Origin of the sequence: Mycobacterium lehmannii, from assembly GCF_001499925.1 — a bacterium.
GTDB classification, from domain to species: domain Bacteria; phylum Actinomycetota; class Actinomycetes; order Mycobacteriales; family Mycobacteriaceae; genus Mycobacterium; species Mycobacterium lehmannii.
On record NZ_LQIR01000001.1, the window covers coordinates 201024 to 218096 of the forward strand.

A 17073-nucleotide genomic window follows, 5' to 3' on the forward strand; every position below is an offset into this window, starting at 1 on the left:
AGGGACCACGCTCATGACCGAGATGAACTTTCTGGAGTTGCACGGCGACCGCGTCGCCTACCGAGACGTCGGCAGCGGTGAAGAAGCGCTGCTGCTGATCCACGGGATGGCCGGAAGCTCCGAGACGTGGCGGGCGGTGATCCCCCAGCTGTCGCGGCGGTACCGGGTGATCGCACCCGACCTGTTGGGGCACGGCCGATCCGACAAGCCCCGCGGCGACTACTCGCTGGGCGCGTTCGCGGTGTGGCTGCGCGATCTGCTCGACGAGCTCGGGATCTCCAAGGCCACCATCGTCGGCCAGTCTCTGGGCGGCGGGGTGGCAATGCAGTTCGTCTACCAACATCCCGACTACTGCCAACGCCTCGTGCTGATCAGCAGCGGCGGGCTGGGACCCGACGTCGGCTGGACACTTCGCCTGCTCTCGGCGCCGGGAGCCGAGTTTCTTCTGCCTGCCATCGCACCCCCGCCGGTTCTCACGGTCGGCAACAAGCTGCGCAGTTGGTTCCGCACGGCGGGAATCCATTCGCCACGCGGGGCCGAGATGTGGAGTGCGTATTCCTCACTGGCGGACGCCCAGACACGCCACGCCTTCCTACGGACGTTGCGCTCGGTCGTCGACTATCGCGGCCAAGCGGTCAGCGCATTGAACCGTCTGCACGTGGCCAACGAGCTGCCCATCATGGCCATCTGGGGCGACGAAGACCGGATCATCCCCGTCGCCCATGCCTACGCGGCGCACGAAGCGCGGCCGGAATGCCGGTTGGAAGTGCTCCCGGGTGTCGGGCATTTTGCCCATGTGGAGCGGCCGAACGACGTGGTGGATCTGCTCGACGATTTCATCAGCACCACCGCCCAACCCGTCGTCCACAGCGAAACGTAGCCGCGGCGCCTGCACCGCCCGGTACGGATGCCTCCGGAACGCGCAGACATAATCGACCAAACGGAAGGTCATCTAAGGATCGGAGCGGCTGTGGTCGAGACCGGCGCGGCGCACTCGCCCTCGATCGGTCGCGAACGCTCCCCTCGCCTACTGGTCGCCGGGCTGTCCATCGTCGTCTTGACCGTCGCGGTGCTGCAGACGGCCGTCGTCCCGGTATTGGGCATCATCGCCGACCAACTCGACGCATCCATCGTCGGTGTGGGCTGGGCGGTCACCGCGAATCTGCTGGCCGCCGTCGCGGCCACGCCGCTACTCGGCCGGCTTGCCGACCTTCACAGCAAGCACCGTGTCCTGCTCGGCGTGCTTGTTGTCGTGCTGGCCGGATCACTGCTCGCGGCCGTCACGTCGTCGCTTGAACTGCTCATCGTCGCCCGCGTGCTCCAGGCCGCCTCCTACGCCCTCTACCCGATCAGCATCGCGATCCTGCGCGAGGAACTGCCCCCCGACCGTCTGATGTCGGCGATGGCGGTGTTGTCCGGGACGTTGGGCTTCGGCGGCGGAACCGGCCTCGTCGTGGTGGGCCTGCTGATGACCGGTGACGCCGGCTATCACCGGGTGTTCTGGTTGACGACCGCGTTCACGGTCGTGGTGATCGCGATCGTGCTCCTGGTGGTGCCACGACGCCCGCGCCACGTCGCCGGATCTATCGACTGGCTGGGCGCGGTCGGATTGGCGGTGGGACTGTCGGCGCTGCTGCTGGCGATCAGCCAGGGCCAGACGTGGGGCTGGGCATCGCCTGCCACCCTCGGTTGCGTTGTCGGCCTGGTGGCGGTCCTTGCCGGCTGGTGGTGGTGGGAGCGTCACATCAACCGCCCGCTGGTATCGACGGCGATGCTCACCCGGCGCCCGATCCTGCTCACCAACGTCGCCACGATCTTCGTCGGCATGGGCCTGTACTTCGCGTTCCTCGGGTTGACGCTCTTCGTTCAAATACCGCGTGAGGCAGCGGGTTACGGCTTCGGCGCGACGGTACTGGAAGCCAGCGTCGTCTATCTGCTGCCGGGTGCGTTCACCGGGTTCATCGTCGCGTTGGTCAGCGGTAGGTTCATCGACCGCTTCGGCGCCCGGCCGGTGCTCCTCGTGGCGGCGGTCGCCGGTATCGCCGGCTTCCTGTTCGTCGCGTTGGTGCACTCGCACACGTGGCAGATCATCGTCGCGAGCATCCTCGCCAACGCCTACATCAGCCTCGGCTACGGCGCGCTGCCCGCGTTGGTCGTCAGCGAGGTGGACGCCGGTGAGACGGGCGTGGCCACGAGCATGAACGCGATAGCCCGCACCATCGGCAGTTCGATCGCGGCCGCGGTCGTCGCGATGTTGCTCAGCCGGTCGGTGCCGGGAACGGGCGTGCCGATGGAGAACAGCTTCTTCGCGATCTTCCTGGGCGGCGCGATCACATCGATGCTCGCGCTGGTGCTGATCGCCATGTCGCGTCCGTCGTCACGGCCGATGGATTCCGTGGAGGCCCGTTACGAAACGCGTGCCATGAACCACGAATGGGGCTGACGCCGCCCAGCCAGCGACGTCCGTTGGTCAGTGCAGCGCGGCCAGATTGCTGACCGACTTGCGCACGTCGGATTCGATCACCTTGGCGACCAGATTGCCGATGCGGGTGTTCAACAGCCCGCCAGACAGGTCGGCGACCACCTGAAACGTCGACCCCGGATTGTCGGCGCGGACGCACAGCGTCAACCCGATGCGAATGCCCGGGCGGCCCCGGCCGACCATCTCGACGACCTTGGGCTCGTCGTAGCGGGTGACCTGCCAATGGATGGTGTTGCGGAATCCCTTGACCTTGATCAGCGACGAGACGCATGTCCCGACCTCGATGTTGGCGGGCACCTCGCTGCGCCACCCGCCGAAGATCGTCAGCCACTCGTCGAACCGGCTCAGGTCCGAGGCCAACTCCCACGCTTTGTGCGGGGTCAGGTCCGACGACACCGCAACGTCCACTGCTGCCATGACTAGTGCCGTACCCCCCGAAGCGGGGCAGGTAAACGGCGTTTCGCCCGATCATCGCGGCGCCGACTGCGAAACTGATCCAGACACCGGTTCAGCGTCGGCGCGGCCTGCGGTCCGCCGGCCAGGCCGACGACTGCACGGGTGACGCGAATCTGGTGCCCCGCATCACATCAGACGAAGGATTCCATTGTGAATATGTAAATTCCCTGCGGAATCGCTTGCGAACGACCGCTCGATCCGCGATCGTTTACCCACAGCTCGGGGGGCTGTCCTGAGGAGGATCCGCACTGACCGGCACACACACCAGAGCCGTCGACCGATCGTCGGGACACAACGAGGCGACGCGCCCGTCGGGCGCCCCGGTCATCGAGATCGACAACGTCACCAAGCGCTTCGGCGACTACGTCGCCGTGGCGGACGCGGACTTCTCCATCGCCTCCGGTGAATTCTTTTCGATGCTGGGACCGTCGGGCTGCGGCAAGACCACCACGTTGCGCATGATCGCCGGGTTCGAAAGCCCCACCGACGGTGCGATCCGGCTCGAGGGCGTCGACGTTTCGAAAGTTCCACCTCACAAGCGCAACGTCAACACGGTGTTCCAGCACTATGCGCTGTTTCCGCACATGTCGGTATGGGACAACGTCGCATACGGTCCCCGAAGCAAGAAGCTGGCCAAAGGTGAGATCCGTAAGCGGGTCGACGAGCTCCTCGAGATCGTCCGGTTGACCGATTTCGCCGATCGCCGTCCTGGCCAGCTCTCGGGCGGACAGCAACAGCGCGTCGCGCTGGCGCGGGCCCTGGTGAACTATCCGAGCGCGCTGCTACTCGACGAACCGCTCGGCGCGCTGGATCTCAAGCTGCGTCAGGTGATGCAGTTCGAACTCAAGCGTATTCAGCGCGAAGTGGGGATCACGTTCATCTACGTGACCCACGACCAGGAGGAAGCGCTGACCATGAGCGACCGCATCGCGGTCATGAATGCCGGCAACGTCGACCAGATCGGTACGCCGACCGAGATCTACGACCGACCCGCCACCGTGTTCGTCGCGAGCTTCATCGGACAGGCCAACCTGTGGGCGGGTCGGCAGACCGGAAGGGCCAACCGGGATTACGTCGAGATCGAGGTGCTGGGCTCGACGCTGAAAGCGCGGCCGGGCGAGACGACGATCGAACCCGGAGGCCACGCGACGCTGATGGTGCGGCCCGAACGGATCCGCGTATGCATGGATGCTCCCACCGGTGACCTCGTCGGCGTGCGCGCGACGGTCACCGACCTGACCTTCCAGGGTCCGCTGGTGCGGCTGTCGTTGGCCGCTCCGGATGACTCGGCGATGATCGCCCACATCGGGCCCGAGGAGGATCTGCCGCTGCTGCGCCCCGGCGACGAGGTTCACGTCTGCTGGACACCGGACGCCTCACTCGTGTTGCCTGCGGCCGACATTCCCACCGCCGAGGATCTCGAGGAGATGCTCGACGATTCCTGATCGTCACCCGTGGCGATCCGGCACCGCCCCGAGCGGCGACTCGGAAGTTGTCGGCCCCTCCCCTCCCTCCGACGAAAGGCACAGCCGCCCCATGCCCTACGAGATGGATCCCCGCCTCGCCCGCTTCGCCGCCAACCGCACGTCGCGCCGCCGCTTCATCGGTGGAGGCGCCGCTGCGGCCGCCGCCGTGGTGCTCGGCCCGTCGTTCCTAGCGGCGTGCGGATCAGACAGCGGGACTTCCGGCACCACCACACAGGAAGGCGGACCGGCGAGCGGCACGCTGCGGATCTCGAACTGGCCGCTGTACATGGCCGAGGGGTTCATCGCCGCCTTCCAGCAGGCGTCGGGTATCACCGTCGACTACAAGGAAGACTTCAACGACAACGAGGAGTGGTTCGCCAAGGTCAAGGAGCCGTTGTCGCGCAAGCAGGACATCGGTACCGATCTCGTCGTGCCCACCGCCTTCATGGCCTCGCAGATTCGGAAGCTCAACTGGGTCAACGACTTCAGCGAAGACGGCATCCCGAACAAGAAGAACCTGCGACCCGACCTGCTCGACGCGCAGATGGACCCGGGCCGCAAATGGAGCGCGCCCTACATGACGGGCATGGTCGGCCTGGCTTACAACCGCGCCGCCACCGGACGCGACATCACCACGATCGACGATCTGTGGGATCCGGCGTTCAAGGGCCGCGTCAGTATGCTTTCCGACTTCCAGGACGGTCTGGGCATGATCATGCAGTCCCAGGGCGGAGACCCCGCATCGCCCAACACCGAAGCGGTGCAGAAGGCGGTGAACCTCGTCCGCGAGCAGAACGACCGGGGCCAGATTCGCCGGTTCACCGGCAACGACTACGCCGACGACCTGGCTGCGGGCAATGTCGTGGTCGCACAAGCTTATTCGGGCGATGTGGTGCAGCTACAGGCCGACAACCCCGACCTGCAGTTCGTGGTACCGGAGACCGGTGGCACCGACTTCCTCGACACCATGGTCATCCCCTACACCACGCAGAACCAGAAGGCCGCCGAGGCGTGGATCGACTTCGTCTACGACCGGGCCAACTACGCTAAACTCATCGCCTTCACGCAGTTCGTTCCGGTGCTCTCGGACATGACGGCAGAACTCGACCGGATCGACCCGAATCTGGGCAAGAACCAGCTGATCAATCCCCCGCGATCCACCCTCGACCGGATCAAGGCCTGGGCTCCGCTCGAGGACGAGCAGAAGCAGCAGTACGCCACGATGTACGCCGAAGTCACCGGCGGTTGATGGATGGCAGGAGTCGCCAGTAGCGGCCGACAGCGCAGCAGGATCGCCCCGTATCTGATGATCTTGCCCGCGATGGTGTACTTGGCGGTGTTCTTCGTCGTTCCGTTCATCTCCCTGGCGCGGATGTCTCTGTCGAAGGCGAGCGGCTCGATTTTCCTTCCGACACTGACGTTCTCGTGGGACTTCGGGAACTACGCCGAGGCGTTCAGCAAGTATCAGGAGCAGATACTGCGGTCGTTCGGCTACGCCACCACCGCGACGGTGCTGTGCGTGCTGCTCTCGTTCCCCCTGGCGTATGTGATCGCCTTCAAGGCCGGACGTTTCAAGAACCTCATCCTCGGCCTGGTGATCCTGCCGTTCTTCGTGACGTTCCTGATCCGCACCATCGCGTGGAAAACCATTCTGGCCGACAACGGTTGGGTAGTCGGTGCGCTGGACGCGATCGGGCTGCTGCCCGCCGACGGGCGGCTGTTGTCGACGAGTTGGGCCGTCATCGGGGGCCTCACCTACAACTGGATCATCTTCATGATCCTGCCTCTGTACGTCAGCTTGGAGAAGATCGATCCCCGACTCATCGAGGCCTCCAAGGACCTGTACTCGTCGAACACCCGCAGCTTCACCAAAGTCATCCTGCCGCTGTCGCTTCCCGGACTGCTGGCCGGCAGCCTGCTCGTCTTCATCCCGGCCGCGGGTGACTTCATCAACGCCGAGTATCTGGGCAGCACCCAAACGACGATGATCGGCAACGTGATTCAGCAGCAGTTCCTGGTCGTCAAGGACTACCCGGCAGCGGCGGCGCTGAGCATGGTGCTGATGGGCATCATCCTTGTCGGTGTCCTGCTCTACACCCGGGCATTGGGGACGGAGGAACTCGTATGACCGTCCGGGCGATGGAAGCGGCGACGAATCCCGCTCCTGGCGGCCGGGTTAAGGGCTCGCCGCGGTGGGGCGATTGGCTGCTGCGGGCCGTAGCGGGGCTGGTGCTGCTGTACCTGTTCCTGCCCATCTTCGTGATCGTGCTGTTCTCGTTCAACGATCCGAAGGGCAAGTTCAACTACACCTGGCAGGGTTTCACCCTGGACAACTGGGCCGATCCCTTCAAGTACCCCGCTCTGACCGAGGCGCTGAAGCTGAGCATCAACGTCGCGGCGGTCTCCACCGCGGTTGCATTGGTGCTGGGCTCGCTGGTGGCGATAGCCCTTGTGCGGCAACGGTGGCGGGGTCAGCGCGCGGTCGACACCTTCCTCGTCCTGCCGCTGACGGCGCCCGAGGTGGTCATGGGCGCCGCCCTGCTGGTGTTGTTCCTCGACCTGGGTTGGGCGACCGGTTATACGACGATCGTGTTGGCGCACATCGCATTCGAGGTCAGCTTCATCGCGATGACCGTGCGCGCGCGGGTGCGCGGTTTCGACTGGACGCTCGAGGACGCTTCGATGGACCTCGGCGCCAGCCCGACGCGCACCTTCTTCCGCGTGACGCTTCCGTTGATCGTTCCCGGCATCGTCGCCGCCGGGATGCTGTCGTTCGCGTTGTCGCTCGACGACTTCATCATCACCTACTTCGTCAGCGGTTCGACGGTGACGTACCCGCTGTATGTCAATGCCGCGGTGAAGGCCGCGGTGCCGCCGCAGATCAACGTCCTCGCCACGGCGATCCTGGTAATCAGCCTGATCCTGCTGGCGGCGGGAACCCTGTACCGGCGCAAGCGGATCGACGTCTAGCGGGACTTGCGGCACCTGGCAGCGTCGAATTCTGCACTAGGGCTGTAAATTCCGCGGAATCACGACCCTCCCGCAGAACTCGACGTCCAACTCAAGCCACCTCGACGGGAACCGGCGGTGTACGGGCGCCGGTGCGCGCAGCTCCCATACCGGCGGCCACCACGAAGCACATGCCGAGCACGCCGAGCAGAGCGGGCACCTGGTGCAGGATGATGAGGCCGATGGCCATCGCGAAGCCGGGTTCGAGGGCCATCAGGGTGCCGAACGCCGCGGTCGTGAGTCTGCGCAACGCCAGGAGTTCCAACGCGAACGGCACGACCGGCAGCAGGATCGCCAGTCCGATACCGATCAGCAGGATCTCAGGAGACATTCGAGGCAGCACCAGATGGCCGACGGCGAGCGTCGCCACCAAACCAGCGACCGGCATCGACACCGCCAAACCGGACATGCCCACCACCTCGTCACCGACCCGCTGGGTCAACAGGATGTACGCCGCCCAGCAGGCGGCCGACGCCAGCGCGTAAAGGACGCCGACCGGATCGATCTCGCCGGCCCACGGTTGTGTGAGCAGCACGACCCCCGCCGCGGCCAACCCCGGCCACAGGAGGCGGGTCCTTCCGGTCCCGTGCGCGACCGCGACGGCCAAGGGACCGAGGAACTCGATCGCGCTGGCAGTGCCCAAGGGAATGCGGGCGAGCGCCGCCATGAACAATAAGGTGATGGCGGCAGTGACGACACCGAGCAGCACGCACATCCGAAAAGTCGCCCAGGTGAACGCGCTTGGTCGCGGCCGCACGATGACGAGCATCAGCACACCTGCCCATGCCAGCCGCAGCCAGGCCGCGCCTTCGGCGCCGATACGGTCGATCAGCGTCACCGCGACCGCCGCGCCAGTCTGCACGGACAGCATCGCCGCAACCGCCATCAGCACCCCGCTGCGGGTACGGCTCACCATTCCTGCATTGAACGGGATGTGGAGCGGTCGCGTCCACGGTATTTCGTTCGGCAGCCAGCCGTGGCTCTGCTACAGGCGAGCGAGGCTGAACGGGTAGGTGATGGTCCCGCCCGGCGCGCCGTCACAGCCGGTCGCGAAGGACGATTCGAGCGTGCCCGACCGGGTCACCGCATCCCACGAGTAAACGTCGCGGGTCGGGATCACCGGACCGTAGTAGACGTTGCCGCACCGCAGTCCGTCCGGAACGTCGACGGTCAGCGTGTACCGGCCACCGGCGAGGTACGCATCACCGCGGTAGGCAAACGCTTTCGCGATGGGCTGCGGCGTCGCCTGGATGTGCACGCAGTCGCCGGGGCAGCGCGAGATGGCCCACAGCCACGTGTGGAAGTCGTAGCGCCCGTGGATCACGAGATGAAAGTTGCCGTAGACGGTCTCGGCGCGTGCGGTACCGGGGGCGAACAACGCCGCGACGACCAGCGTCACACCGGCCAATGCGGAGGCCACGGAACGGCGTCGGACAGGCACGGTTCCTTGATACGTCATAGCGACGACGATCGACGGCGGTGGTGCCGCTGAGCGGGATCACCTGTTCCACTGAGCGGACGCGGATCGTCGTGCCCGCCGGAACCGGCCTAGGTTGATCGTTCGTCACGATCGGTGAAGGAGACGGCGATGCGAATGCCCGGTGTCGCGGCAGGTGTCGTCGCCGTGGCCGTGACGGGCATCGGGTTGGCCGGCGGCGCCCAGGCCACCGACAACGAGTGGGGCCTCAACGGCCGCTACACCGCCACCTCGAACGGCGAATACGCCAAGACCAACGACAGGTTCCGCGACGAGGCCAGCCTGCGCAGCACCTGGACCATCACCACGACGTGCAGCTATCCGACCGAGTGCACCGGCACGGTCGTCAGCGACTTCGGCTGGACAGCGCCGATCTACAAGACGGGTGGCGTCTGGTACGTCAAGCACACCGTCCAGGACTGGATTCCGTGTCCCGACGGCACGGCGGCCCCCGGTCTCCAGGTGTTCCGGTTCGTCCCCGTCAACGAGGACGGCAGCATGACCGACCCCGCGTCGACCACACTGGCGGGTGAAGACCAGACCACCGGCCCCAGCGGCGCGTGCGGCGTCAGCAAACCGGTCTTCATCACCATGCCGTTCAAGCTCGTCAAGAACAACGGCTGACCGAATCACCCACCCGGGACCAGGAGGTCTTGCCACTTCCGCGCACCGGCGGGCGCCACCAGATCGGCTTGCCGGAACACCTGCCCGTCGGGCGTCGCGTACTGACCCGTCTGCGGGTCGTAGGGGGCGAAGGCGACGGACGGCCCGCCACCGGAACTCGAGGAACTCGGGGCCGCGGCGGGACCTGGAACACCGGACGGCGGCGGCGGCGCAGCCTCGCCTGGTTCGGCGGGCGGCATCGGCGTGCCCTGCACCGGACCGTAGATCCGCTCGTCGAAGTCGACGCGGTCGTCGGGCGCGACGCCCTGAGCGATCAGGCCCGGATCGATCGGGTACGGGCCCAGCGGATGCTGGCGCATCGACAACGGCTCGAACGGCTTGTCGCTCTGGCACAATTCGACGGTCGGCGCGCGCTTGCCCGGCTGCCCCAGGCACGGATAGTTCCGTGCCCCGCGCACCCCGATGGGCGAATCCTGCGGCAGTTTGCAGTACAGACCGTCGGGCGTGTCGACGATCGTCTCGTCCTCGGGTGAGCGCCACTGGCTGGGCGGAAGGAATCCGACCGTGCAGGCGGGCGGGTCACTCATCACCAGCGTGAAGTCCCCCAGCGCCATGCCGGTGGGGTTGTTGCGCGCCACGCCGACGGTCTGCGTCGCCGCCACATACGGGGGGAACAGCACCAGAAGTTGTTCCAGCGCAGCGTGATACGTCACGCCGACCTCGCCGACCGATGTCAGGTTGGCCAACAGCACGGGCAATGTGGCCTTGACGTCGTTGAACAACCGCGAGGCCTCGTCCGCCGCGCCGGGACCGGTCTCTAGGATCGTGCGCATCTGCGCGTCATCGGCCTCCAGTTGACCGGTGATACCCGCCACGCTGCGCGCCCAACTGCGGATGGCGTCGGCCGATTGCGCCTGACCGTCGAGCAGCGGGCGGCTGTCGTCGATCAACGCCCGCGTCCTGTCGGCGATCGCGTTGCCGTCACCGACGACTTTCGCCGACGAGTCCATCAGCGAACCGAAGTCGTATCCGGCCCCGTCCAACGCCTTGAACGACTCGTCGAGCAGACCGCTGATCTTGTCCTTCGGAATGCTGTCGATCAGCGCGCTGACCTGATCGAGCATCGGACCGACGGCTTGCGGTACCGAGGTCTTCTCGCGGGGGATGACCGAGCCGTCCTGTAGGAACGGTCCGTTCGTGTCATCGGGCACCAGGTCGACGTACTGTTCGCCGACGGCGGACACGCTGCGCACGGCGGCTCGGGTGTCGGCCGGAACCTTCGGCGAGGTGTTCAGCGACAGCGTCGCGACGGCGCCCTCGCGCGTGGCGCGCACGTCGAGGACCTTGCCCATCTGGACACCGCGATAGGTCACGTTCGAGAACCGGTACAGGCCTCCGGTGCCGGGCAGTTCGAGCTGCACCGTGATGCGGCCGATGCCCAGCAGCGTCGGCACCTGCATGTAACCGAACACCATCAACGCGATGCCGAGCACCGAGGCGATGGTGAAGATGATGAGCTGATTGCGGACGAAGCGCGTCAACATCAGTTGCCGCCTCCCCCGACGACCGCCGCGCCGTCCGCCGCGAGACCGGACCCGTGGTCAACGACGACTGCGGCCGAATCTTCCGAGCCGTCAACGCTTTCAACCAACGGCGGTGGCTCGGCGACCTCGGTGGGCGCCGGCGTGATCGGCGCGTTCAGCGGGTCCAGGGTGTAGGTCAGATACCAGGGATCGCCCGGCGCGGGCACCATCGGCGCGCCCTCCTGCCCCCAGCGGGTGCCGAGGAACAGGCCCCGCTTGAGCCGCGGAATGGTGAAGTCGAACACGATGAACTGGTTCATGTAGTCGCCGCGGATCGCACGATCGATGAAGCTCTGCGTGTACGGGAACGTCGGCGCGTAGGCCAGGACGGTGCCCAGGTTCGGGCCGACGTCGGCGAGTGCGCGCAACGTCGGTTCGAGGTTGGCGAGGTTGCGCACGATGTCGTCTTTCGTGTCGTTGATCAGCCCGGTGGCCGTGTCGCTGAACCGTCCCAGCCGCTCCAGCGCCTCGGTGATGCGCGGGCGTTCTTTGATCAGCACATCGAGAGCGGGCGGAATGCGTTGCAGCGCATCGGTGATCACGCCGCGTTCGGCGGCGAACGCGCTCGTCATCCGGTCCATCGCGGTGATGGAGGCATTGATGTCGTCGCGTTGGGTGTCGAGCATCCCGATGAAGTCGTTCAGCCGGACCAGCAGGTCCCTGATCTGGTCCTCGCGTCCGCTCAGCGCGGCGTTGAACTCACGGACGATGTCACCCATCTGTCCGAGGCCGCCGCCGTTGACCACGACCGACAGCGAGGACAGCGTCTGTTCGGTAGACGGGTACGTCGACGACCTGTCCAGTCCGATCGTCGACCCGGGTTCCAGTGCGCCGCTGGGCGCCTGGCCCAGAGGCGGGTCCAGCGCCAGGTGCATCGAGCCGAGCAGGCTGGTCTGCCCCACGGTCGCCACCGCGTTCGCCGGTATCACGACGTCGGGCCGCACCGACACCTCGATGTCGGCGTGCCAGTTCGTCACCTTCATCTTGCCGATGCTCCCGACGACGACGTCGCCGAGCATGACCGGTGAATTGGGTTCCAGGGAGCCGACATTGGCGACCTGGACGTAGTACACGGCGGCGCCCGCTCCCCGGCCCACCGTGCCCGGGAGCGGCAGCGAGTTCACGCCTTCGAACGTGCACCCGGTCACTGCGAGGGCGAGGAAGCACGCCATGACGACCAGTCGGCGGACAGAACGGGTGCGCGTCATGATGGCCCCATCGGGGTCGCCGGCGGTGCCGGTGCTTCGGCGGGCAGCAACATGTCCTCGAGGGTCGTCGGCTGCGAGACCGTCGGCGGTGGGCCGGGCGGAATCGGCGCACCCGGGAACAGCGCGGGCTGCGGTGCGGCCGGCAGTCCGTGCGGGGCGTAGGCGCCGGGCGGGCCGGCCGGTGTGGCCCATCCCGCCGGCGGCGGCACATCACCGGCGCCGGTGTACGCCGATACCGCCGGCGCGGCTTCTGGGGGTACCGGAGCGCCGCCGGCTCCCCCGGGTGCCAGCGCGGGATCCGAATAGATCAGGTTGTCCGGGCTCGGCGACTTCTGCAGGTAGGCGTTGAAGGGCATCGGCAGATAGTTGAAATTGAGCAATCGCAGTGCGGGCCCGAGGTATTCCGCGCATGCCTTCGACGCCTCGGGCGCCGTGGCGTTCTTAACCGCCCCGATCGCCGAGCACACCAGTTGCACCGGGTTGGCGAAGTTCGCCAACGCGAAGCCGCCGATCATGGTGCCGGTGTCGGGGTTGTAGATGTTGTATCCGTTGCCGATCGCGTTGGGCGCGACGTGGAGCACGTTCTCCAGGGCCAGTCGGTTGTCGGCGAGATTCTGTGTGACGGCGCCGAGGCGCTGGATCTGTTCGGCGGTCTGATCTCTGCTGCCCGCGATGAACCGCTGCACCTCGCCGACGGCTTCGGCGAGATAGGTGAGAGCGGCGTCGAGATCGGACCTGCTCGAATCGACGACGCTGCTCACCGTGGCGAGGCGGTCCTGGAACTGCACGATCTGCGCGTTGCTGTCGCGCAGTGCGTTGACGAAGGTCTGGAGGTTCACGATCACATCGACGATGTCGCCGCTGCCGTCGGCGAGGATTCGGCCGACCTGTGCCAGCTGCGTGATGGTCTCGCGGAGTTTGTCGCCGTTGCCGTTCATGGCGTTGGCCGCGCTGTCGATGAAGCGGCTGACCGATGTCGTCGAAATGTCGCCGCTCGGCCCGAGATCCGTTGCGAGCCGCGTCAGTTGTTCCTTGACCTCGTCCCACTCGACGGGCACCGCCGTCCGGTCGACACCGATGACGGCGTTGTCGGGAAGGGTCGGACCGCTGGTCTCGTAGGCGGGGGCGAGCTGAACGTAACGCGCGGACACCAGGTTCTGCGCCACGATCACCGCCTTGGCGTCGGCGGGGATCGGCACGTCACGATCGACGGACAGCCGCATGCGGGCCTGGGCGCCGTCGGGCTCGATCGCTTCGATCGTGCCGACCCGCACCCCGGCGACGCGCACCTCATCACCGGGGTAGATCGCGGTGGCGGAGGTGAAGTACGCGGTGATGGTCCTGGGGCCGAAGAACGACTGGCGGATCACCACGGTGGTTCCGCCGACGAGCAGTCCCACCAGGACCACCAGCAGCGCGGTTGACAGCGGTTTGCGGGCGATCATCGTGACCCGCCCGGAATACCGTTGTACGGGAAGGGGAATTCGGCGCGGGGCCCCGCGTTGTCGGGGGGTTGCCCGGCGTTCACGCCGCGGCGATAGCCCAGCGCATAGTCGAGGAACGGTTGCAGCGACTGTGCGGGCAGCAGGTTGCCGACGAACGCGTTGTAGTAGAACCCGTTGTTGACCGCCTCGCCCTGGGTGACCTGATATTTCGCCAGTCCGGAGAGCGCCTTGGCGATGTTGTCGCGGTTGCGCTCGAGCATGTCGTAGACCGCGTTGAGCTTCTGCAGCGTCGGCGCCAGTTCCTGTTCGTTGTCGTGCACCAGGCCCGTCAACTGGCGGGCGACCACCGAGGTGTTGGCCAGCAGGCTGACGATGGCGTATCGGCGGGTCTCGAGAACACCCATCAGGTCGTTGGCGTTGAGGATCAAGGTGTTCAGCTGCTCGCTGCGCTCGGACAGCACACCCGTGACGTCGGCGGCGCTCTCGAGCAGCCGACCCAGCGACTCGTCGCGTCCGTTCAGTGAGCGCGACAGCCGGCTCAGCCCGTCGAAGGTCGGTCCGAGTTGTGGCGCGATCCGGTCGATCGTGTCCAAGAGCGTGTCGAGGGCCTGGTTGATCGATGCGGTGTCGGTGTCGGCTGTGTTGGCGGTGAACTCGCTGACCGCCTCGGTCAGGGAGTACGGCGAAGAGGTCCTCGACGGCGGGATGACGTACAGCGGCTTCAGCCGGTCATCGCCCGCCGGTTCCAGGGCCAGCGTGCGCTCCCCCAGCAGGGTGCCGGTGCGGATGTGCGCCGTGGTCTGCGATCCGAGGCGGACCTTTCCGTCGACGGTGAACGTCACGAGGGCCTTGCCCTTGTCCAGGGAGACATCGGACACCGAGCCGACCGTCATACCGGAGACCTTCACGTCGTTGCCCGGCGCCAGACCGCCGGCCTCGGTGAACAGCGCCTGATATCTGACGGCGGTGGCCCACGACCACAGCCGCTCGGGTTGCAGCCCGACGGCGATGATCAGGACGATGAGAACAACGCCGATGAATCCGGCTCGGATCAGCGATGGGGCACGGTATTTCAGCATCAGGGCTCCCCGCATCTTCCGTTGTTCTGCAGGATCCATGGGAAGTGCGCGGTGCGGCCCTGGAGGTCGGTGACCCTGACGGATATTCCGCACAGGTATTGGTTCAGGAAGCTTCCGTACGCGCCGAGACGCACGAGCTTCTTGTAGTTCTGCGGCGCCTTCTGCAGGGAGATGTCGAGCAGCGGTATGTCCTTCTCGAGCAGCGGAGCGACGCGGTTGAGCTGGTCGACGCTGCCGGCCAGCGGTGGGCGGGCCTGGGTCATCAGATCGGCGAGCGAGGCGGTTCCGCTGTCCAGTGCGGTGATCGCCTCCCCGATCGGGTCGCGGTCGGCGGCCAAGCCGGTGATCAGTTTCTCGAGGCGGTCCACCGCACCGGAGAACTTGTTCCCGTCCTTGGCGATGGTGGCCAGCACCGCGTTGAGGTTGTCGATCAGGTTCCGTACGGTCTCGCCGTTGTCGGCGATCGAGTTGGTGAAGGATGCGGTCTTGGCGAACAGCGATTCGAGGTTCCCGCCCTGCCCCTGCAGGATTTGAATCAAGGAGCGGGTCAACGCGTTGACGTCGTCGGGGTTCAGGCCGCGAATCACGGGCTTCAGCCCGCCGAGAAGGAGGTCGAGATCCAGGGCAGGCTCGGTGCGGTCGGCGGGAATTCGTGAGCCGGGTCCGGCGACTCTCGTCGAGCCGGGCCCGTCGAGGAGTTCGAGGTAGCGATCCCCGACCAGGTTGAGATAACGCACCGCGGCTTTGGTCCCGGTGGTGAGCACGATGTCGGAGGCGGCGTCGAAGGTGACCACGACGGTGTTGTCCGGTTGCAGGGAGACGTCGCGGACGGTGCCGACGCGGATACCCGAAACCCGCACCGAATCCCCGGGTTTCAGGTCGGAGACGTCGGTGAACACCGCGGAGTAGTCGTGCGCGGACCCGGTGCGGTACTGGCCGAAGATCGCGAACAGCGCGGCGGTGAGCAGCAGCATCACCGCACCGAAAACGCTCAGCTTGATGACTGTTCTGCCGCCGCTCATCCCGGTTGTCCGATCTGCGAGGTGTTGCGGGGCGGACCGTCGATCGGACCGAACAGCGCCTGCTTGAGCGCATCGGAGTTCAGCAGGATGCCCTGGTTGCCGTACTGCGCGCGGCTGGCGTCGATATCGCTGACGACGTAGGGCGCCCGTGTTTCGTAGCCGACGTCGGGCAGTCCCGCGCACTGGGGCCCACCCTTGGCCGCGACCTTCGGCAGGTTTCCGGGATAGCGGTAGCGTTCGGAGCCTAATACGAAGGAGTCGAGCAGCAGCACCCCGGGCACCGGTGTGGGTGCGGCGGTGGCCAGCGGGACCATGCCTGCCAGAAGGCAATTCAGCGCCGGGTTGTACTGGTTGGTCAGATCGGTCGTCGGCACCAGGAGGTGGACGACGTCGGTGATCGCCTTGCGGTTGCCCGCCAGCACTTCGTCGCCGATGTCGGCCAACCCGATCGTGCTGAGCAACAGGGTGTCGAGGTCCTGCTGTTTGTCGACGATCGTGTCGCTGATACTGGTGGCATTGTCGACGATGGCCAGCAGGTCCGGGCTGGCGTCGGCGTAGGCCTCGAGAACCTGTGGCATGACCGCGATGTCGTGGCTCAGGTTCCCCAGGCTGGGATCGATCTTCGCGAGCATCGCGTCAAGATCGGACAGCGTTTGCCCGAACTTCTCGCCGCGTCCGCTCAGACCCGAGGCCAAGGCCCCGAGCGTCTCGTTGAGTTTGGCGGGCTCGATGCGGTTCAACACCGACACGAGTTGTTCGAAGATGGTGTTGATCTCGACGGTGACGTGGTCGGCGTCGAGCACCTGGCCGGCTCGGAGCCCCTGCGGGGATGGGTCCGCGGGCGGAACCAGCGCAACGGATTTCGCGCCGAACACCGTCGACGACGCGATGTCGACACGCACGTTGGCCGGGATCAGCTCCATCGCGGAGGGATCCATGGCGAGGTGGATCGCGGCACGACCGTTGGGCAGAGGTTCTATCGAGGCGACAGTGCCCACTTGAGCGCCGTGCAGCTTGACCCTGGCGTCGGGGTTCATCACCAGGCCGGCGCGGTCGGTGATGACGGTGACCGGTTCGGTCTTGGTGAAGTCGCCGCGGAAAAGCGCGATGGCGAAGGCGACGACCGCGACGATTGCGAGGACGGCGGCTAGTCCCGCTGCCGGTCTTGCGTATTCGCGCGGCTGTGCGGGCACCGCCGCCTGCTGGTTGGTTGTCAACGTGC

16 protein-coding genes are annotated in these 17073 nt (G+C 66.4%); 7 read left to right on the top strand and 9 right to left on the bottom strand.

Annotated features, from left to right (window positions below; translation table 11 throughout):
- The first annotated feature begins 13 nt into the window (after positions 1–13).
- Both AU192_RS00990 and AU192_RS00995 read left to right on the top strand, forming a co-directional pair.
- Positions 14–880, top strand: a complete 867-nt coding sequence (locus AU192_RS00990) for an alpha/beta fold hydrolase (RefSeq protein WP_064393838.1) — start codon at positions 14–16, stop codon at positions 878–880.
- Between the two features lie 90 nt (positions 881–970).
- The gene (locus AU192_RS00995; protein ID WP_064393839.1) at positions 971–2443 is read left to right on the top strand and encodes an MFS transporter; all 1473 of its coding nucleotides are present in this window, start codon (positions 971–973) and stop codon (positions 2441–2443) included.
- Positions 2444–2470: 27 nt separating this feature from the next.
- Here the strand turns inward: AU192_RS00995 and AU192_RS01000 are convergent, their stop codons facing one another.
- On the bottom strand, positions 2471–2899 hold the full coding sequence (locus tag AU192_RS01000) for a type II toxin-antitoxin system Rv0910 family toxin (RefSeq protein WP_064393840.1): 429 nt from the start codon (positions 2897–2899) through the stop codon (positions 2471–2473).
- 410 nt (positions 2900–3309) lie between these two features.
- Here AU192_RS01000 and AU192_RS01005 point away from each other — a divergent pair, with 410 nt between their 5' ends.
- The 4 genes from AU192_RS01005 (at position 3310) to AU192_RS01020 (ending at position 7374) form a co-directional block, all read left to right on the top strand.
- On the top strand, positions 3310–4383 hold the full coding sequence (locus AU192_RS01005; protein WP_233151500.1) for an ABC transporter ATP-binding protein: 1074 nt from the start codon (positions 3310–3312) through the stop codon (positions 4381–4383).
- A gap of 91 nt (positions 4384–4474) precedes the next feature.
- Positions 4475–5653 (top strand): polyamine ABC transporter substrate-binding protein, encoded by a 1179-nt coding sequence (locus AU192_RS01010; protein WP_064393842.1) that lies wholly within the window; start codon positions 4475–4477, stop codon positions 5651–5653.
- Between the two features lie 3 nt (positions 5654–5656).
- Entirely contained in the window at positions 5657–6532 is an 876-nt protein-coding gene (locus AU192_RS01015; RefSeq protein WP_064393843.1) for an ABC transporter permease, read from the top strand.
- On the top strand, positions 6529–7374 hold the full coding sequence (locus AU192_RS01020) for an ABC transporter permease (RefSeq protein WP_064393844.1): 846 nt from the start codon (positions 6529–6531) through the stop codon (positions 7372–7374). Before AU192_RS01015 ends, AU192_RS01020 begins: the two co-directional genes overlap by 4 nt.
- Positions 7375–7465: 91 nt before the next feature.
- Here the strand turns inward: AU192_RS01020 and AU192_RS01025 are convergent, their stop codons facing one another.
- Positions 7466–8329 carry an EamA family transporter gene (locus AU192_RS01025; protein WP_064393845.1) on the bottom strand — a complete coding sequence of 288 codons (864 nt, stop codon included), beginning with the start codon at positions 8327–8329 and terminating at the stop codon, positions 7466–7468.
- Between the two features lie 69 nt (positions 8330–8398).
- Complete coding sequence (locus AU192_RS01030) at positions 8399–8833, bottom strand: hypothetical protein (protein ID WP_423202661.1); 435 nt, start codon at positions 8831–8833, stop codon at positions 8399–8401.
- Positions 8834–9001: 168 nt separating this feature from the next.
- Between AU192_RS01030 and AU192_RS01035 the strand changes: the two genes are divergently transcribed.
- Positions 9002–9514 carry an Rv2253/PknI dimerization domain-containing protein gene (locus AU192_RS01035; RefSeq protein ID WP_064394168.1) on the top strand — a complete coding sequence of 171 codons (513 nt, stop codon included), beginning with the start codon at positions 9002–9004 and terminating at the stop codon, positions 9512–9514.
- A gap of 5 nt (positions 9515–9519) precedes the next feature.
- Here AU192_RS01035 and AU192_RS01040 read toward each other — a convergent pair whose 3' ends face one another.
- The 6 genes from AU192_RS01040 to AU192_RS01065 are packed head-to-tail and all read right to left on the bottom strand — an operon-like array spanning position 9520 to position 17068.
- On the bottom strand, positions 9520–11058 hold the full coding sequence (locus tag AU192_RS01040; RefSeq protein WP_064393846.1) for an MCE family protein: 1539 nt from the start codon (positions 11056–11058) through the stop codon (positions 9520–9522).
- Entirely contained in the window at positions 11058–12305 is a 1248-nt protein-coding gene (locus AU192_RS01045; RefSeq protein WP_064393847.1) for an MCE family protein, read from the bottom strand. The genes AU192_RS01040 and AU192_RS01045 overlap by 1 nt, the downstream gene beginning before the upstream one ends.
- Positions 12302–13750, bottom strand: a complete 1449-nt coding sequence (locus tag AU192_RS01050; protein WP_064393848.1) for an MCE family protein — start codon at positions 13748–13750, stop codon at positions 12302–12304. The genes AU192_RS01045 and AU192_RS01050 overlap by 4 nt, the downstream gene beginning before the upstream one ends.
- A complete protein-coding gene (locus tag AU192_RS01055; protein ID WP_064394169.1) occupies positions 13747–14829 on the bottom strand; it encodes an MCE family protein in 1083 nt (360 codons plus the stop codon). Before AU192_RS01055 ends, AU192_RS01050 begins: the two co-directional genes overlap by 4 nt.
- The gene (locus AU192_RS01060) at positions 14829–15851 is read right to left on the bottom strand and encodes an MCE family protein (RefSeq protein ID WP_064393849.1); all 1023 of its coding nucleotides are present in this window, start codon (positions 15849–15851) and stop codon (positions 14829–14831) included. The genes AU192_RS01055 and AU192_RS01060 overlap by 1 nt, the downstream gene beginning before the upstream one ends.
- Positions 15848–17068, bottom strand: coding sequence for an MCE family protein (locus AU192_RS01065; RefSeq protein ID WP_242656877.1), 1221 nt, complete (start codon positions 17066–17068; stop codon positions 15848–15850). Before AU192_RS01065 ends, AU192_RS01060 begins: the two co-directional genes overlap by 4 nt.
- Positions 17069–17073: the final 5 nt, after the last annotated feature.

What these genes read in the sequence shown, in the direction of transcription:
- AU192_RS01050 (WP_064393848.1), bottom strand. Translation starts at nt 13,750, where the DNA reads ATGATCGCCCGCAAACCGCTGTCAACCGCGCTGCTGGTGGTCCTGGTG.
- AU192_RS01055 (WP_064394169.1), bottom strand. Translation starts at nt 14,829, where the DNA reads ATGCTGAAATACCGTGCCCCATCGCTGATCCGAGCCGGATTCATCGGC.
- AU192_RS01025 (WP_064393845.1), bottom strand. Translation starts at nt 8,329, where the DNA reads ATGGTGAGCCGTACCCGCAGCGGGGTGCTGATGGCGGTTGCGGCGATG.
- AU192_RS01035 (WP_064394168.1), top strand. Translation starts at nt 9,002, where the DNA reads ATGCGAATGCCCGGTGTCGCGGCAGGTGTCGTCGCCGTGGCCGTGACG.
- AU192_RS01045 (WP_064393847.1), bottom strand. Translation starts at nt 12,305, where the DNA reads ATGACGCGCACCCGTTCTGTCCGCCGACTGGTCGTCATGGCGTGCTTC.
- AU192_RS01015 (WP_064393843.1), top strand. Translation starts at nt 5,657, where the DNA reads ATGGCAGGAGTCGCCAGTAGCGGCCGACAGCGCAGCAGGATCGCCCCG.
- AU192_RS01010 (WP_064393842.1), top strand. Translation starts at nt 4,475, where the DNA reads ATGCCCTACGAGATGGATCCCCGCCTCGCCCGCTTCGCCGCCAACCGC.
- AU192_RS01040 (WP_064393846.1), bottom strand. Translation starts at nt 11,058, where the DNA reads ATGTTGACGCGCTTCGTCCGCAATCAGCTCATCATCTTCACCATCGCC.
- AU192_RS00990 (WP_064393838.1), top strand. Translation starts at nt 14, where the DNA reads ATGACCGAGATGAACTTTCTGGAGTTGCACGGCGACCGCGTCGCCTAC.
- AU192_RS01000 (WP_064393840.1), bottom strand. Translation starts at nt 2,899, where the DNA reads ATGGCAGCAGTGGACGTTGCGGTGTCGTCGGACCTGACCCCGCACAAA.
- AU192_RS01060 (WP_064393849.1), bottom strand. Translation starts at nt 15,851, where the DNA reads ATGAGCGGCGGCAGAACAGTCATCAAGCTGAGCGTTTTCGGTGCGGTG.
- AU192_RS01020 (WP_064393844.1), top strand. Translation starts at nt 6,529, where the DNA reads ATGACCGTCCGGGCGATGGAAGCGGCGACGAATCCCGCTCCTGGCGGC.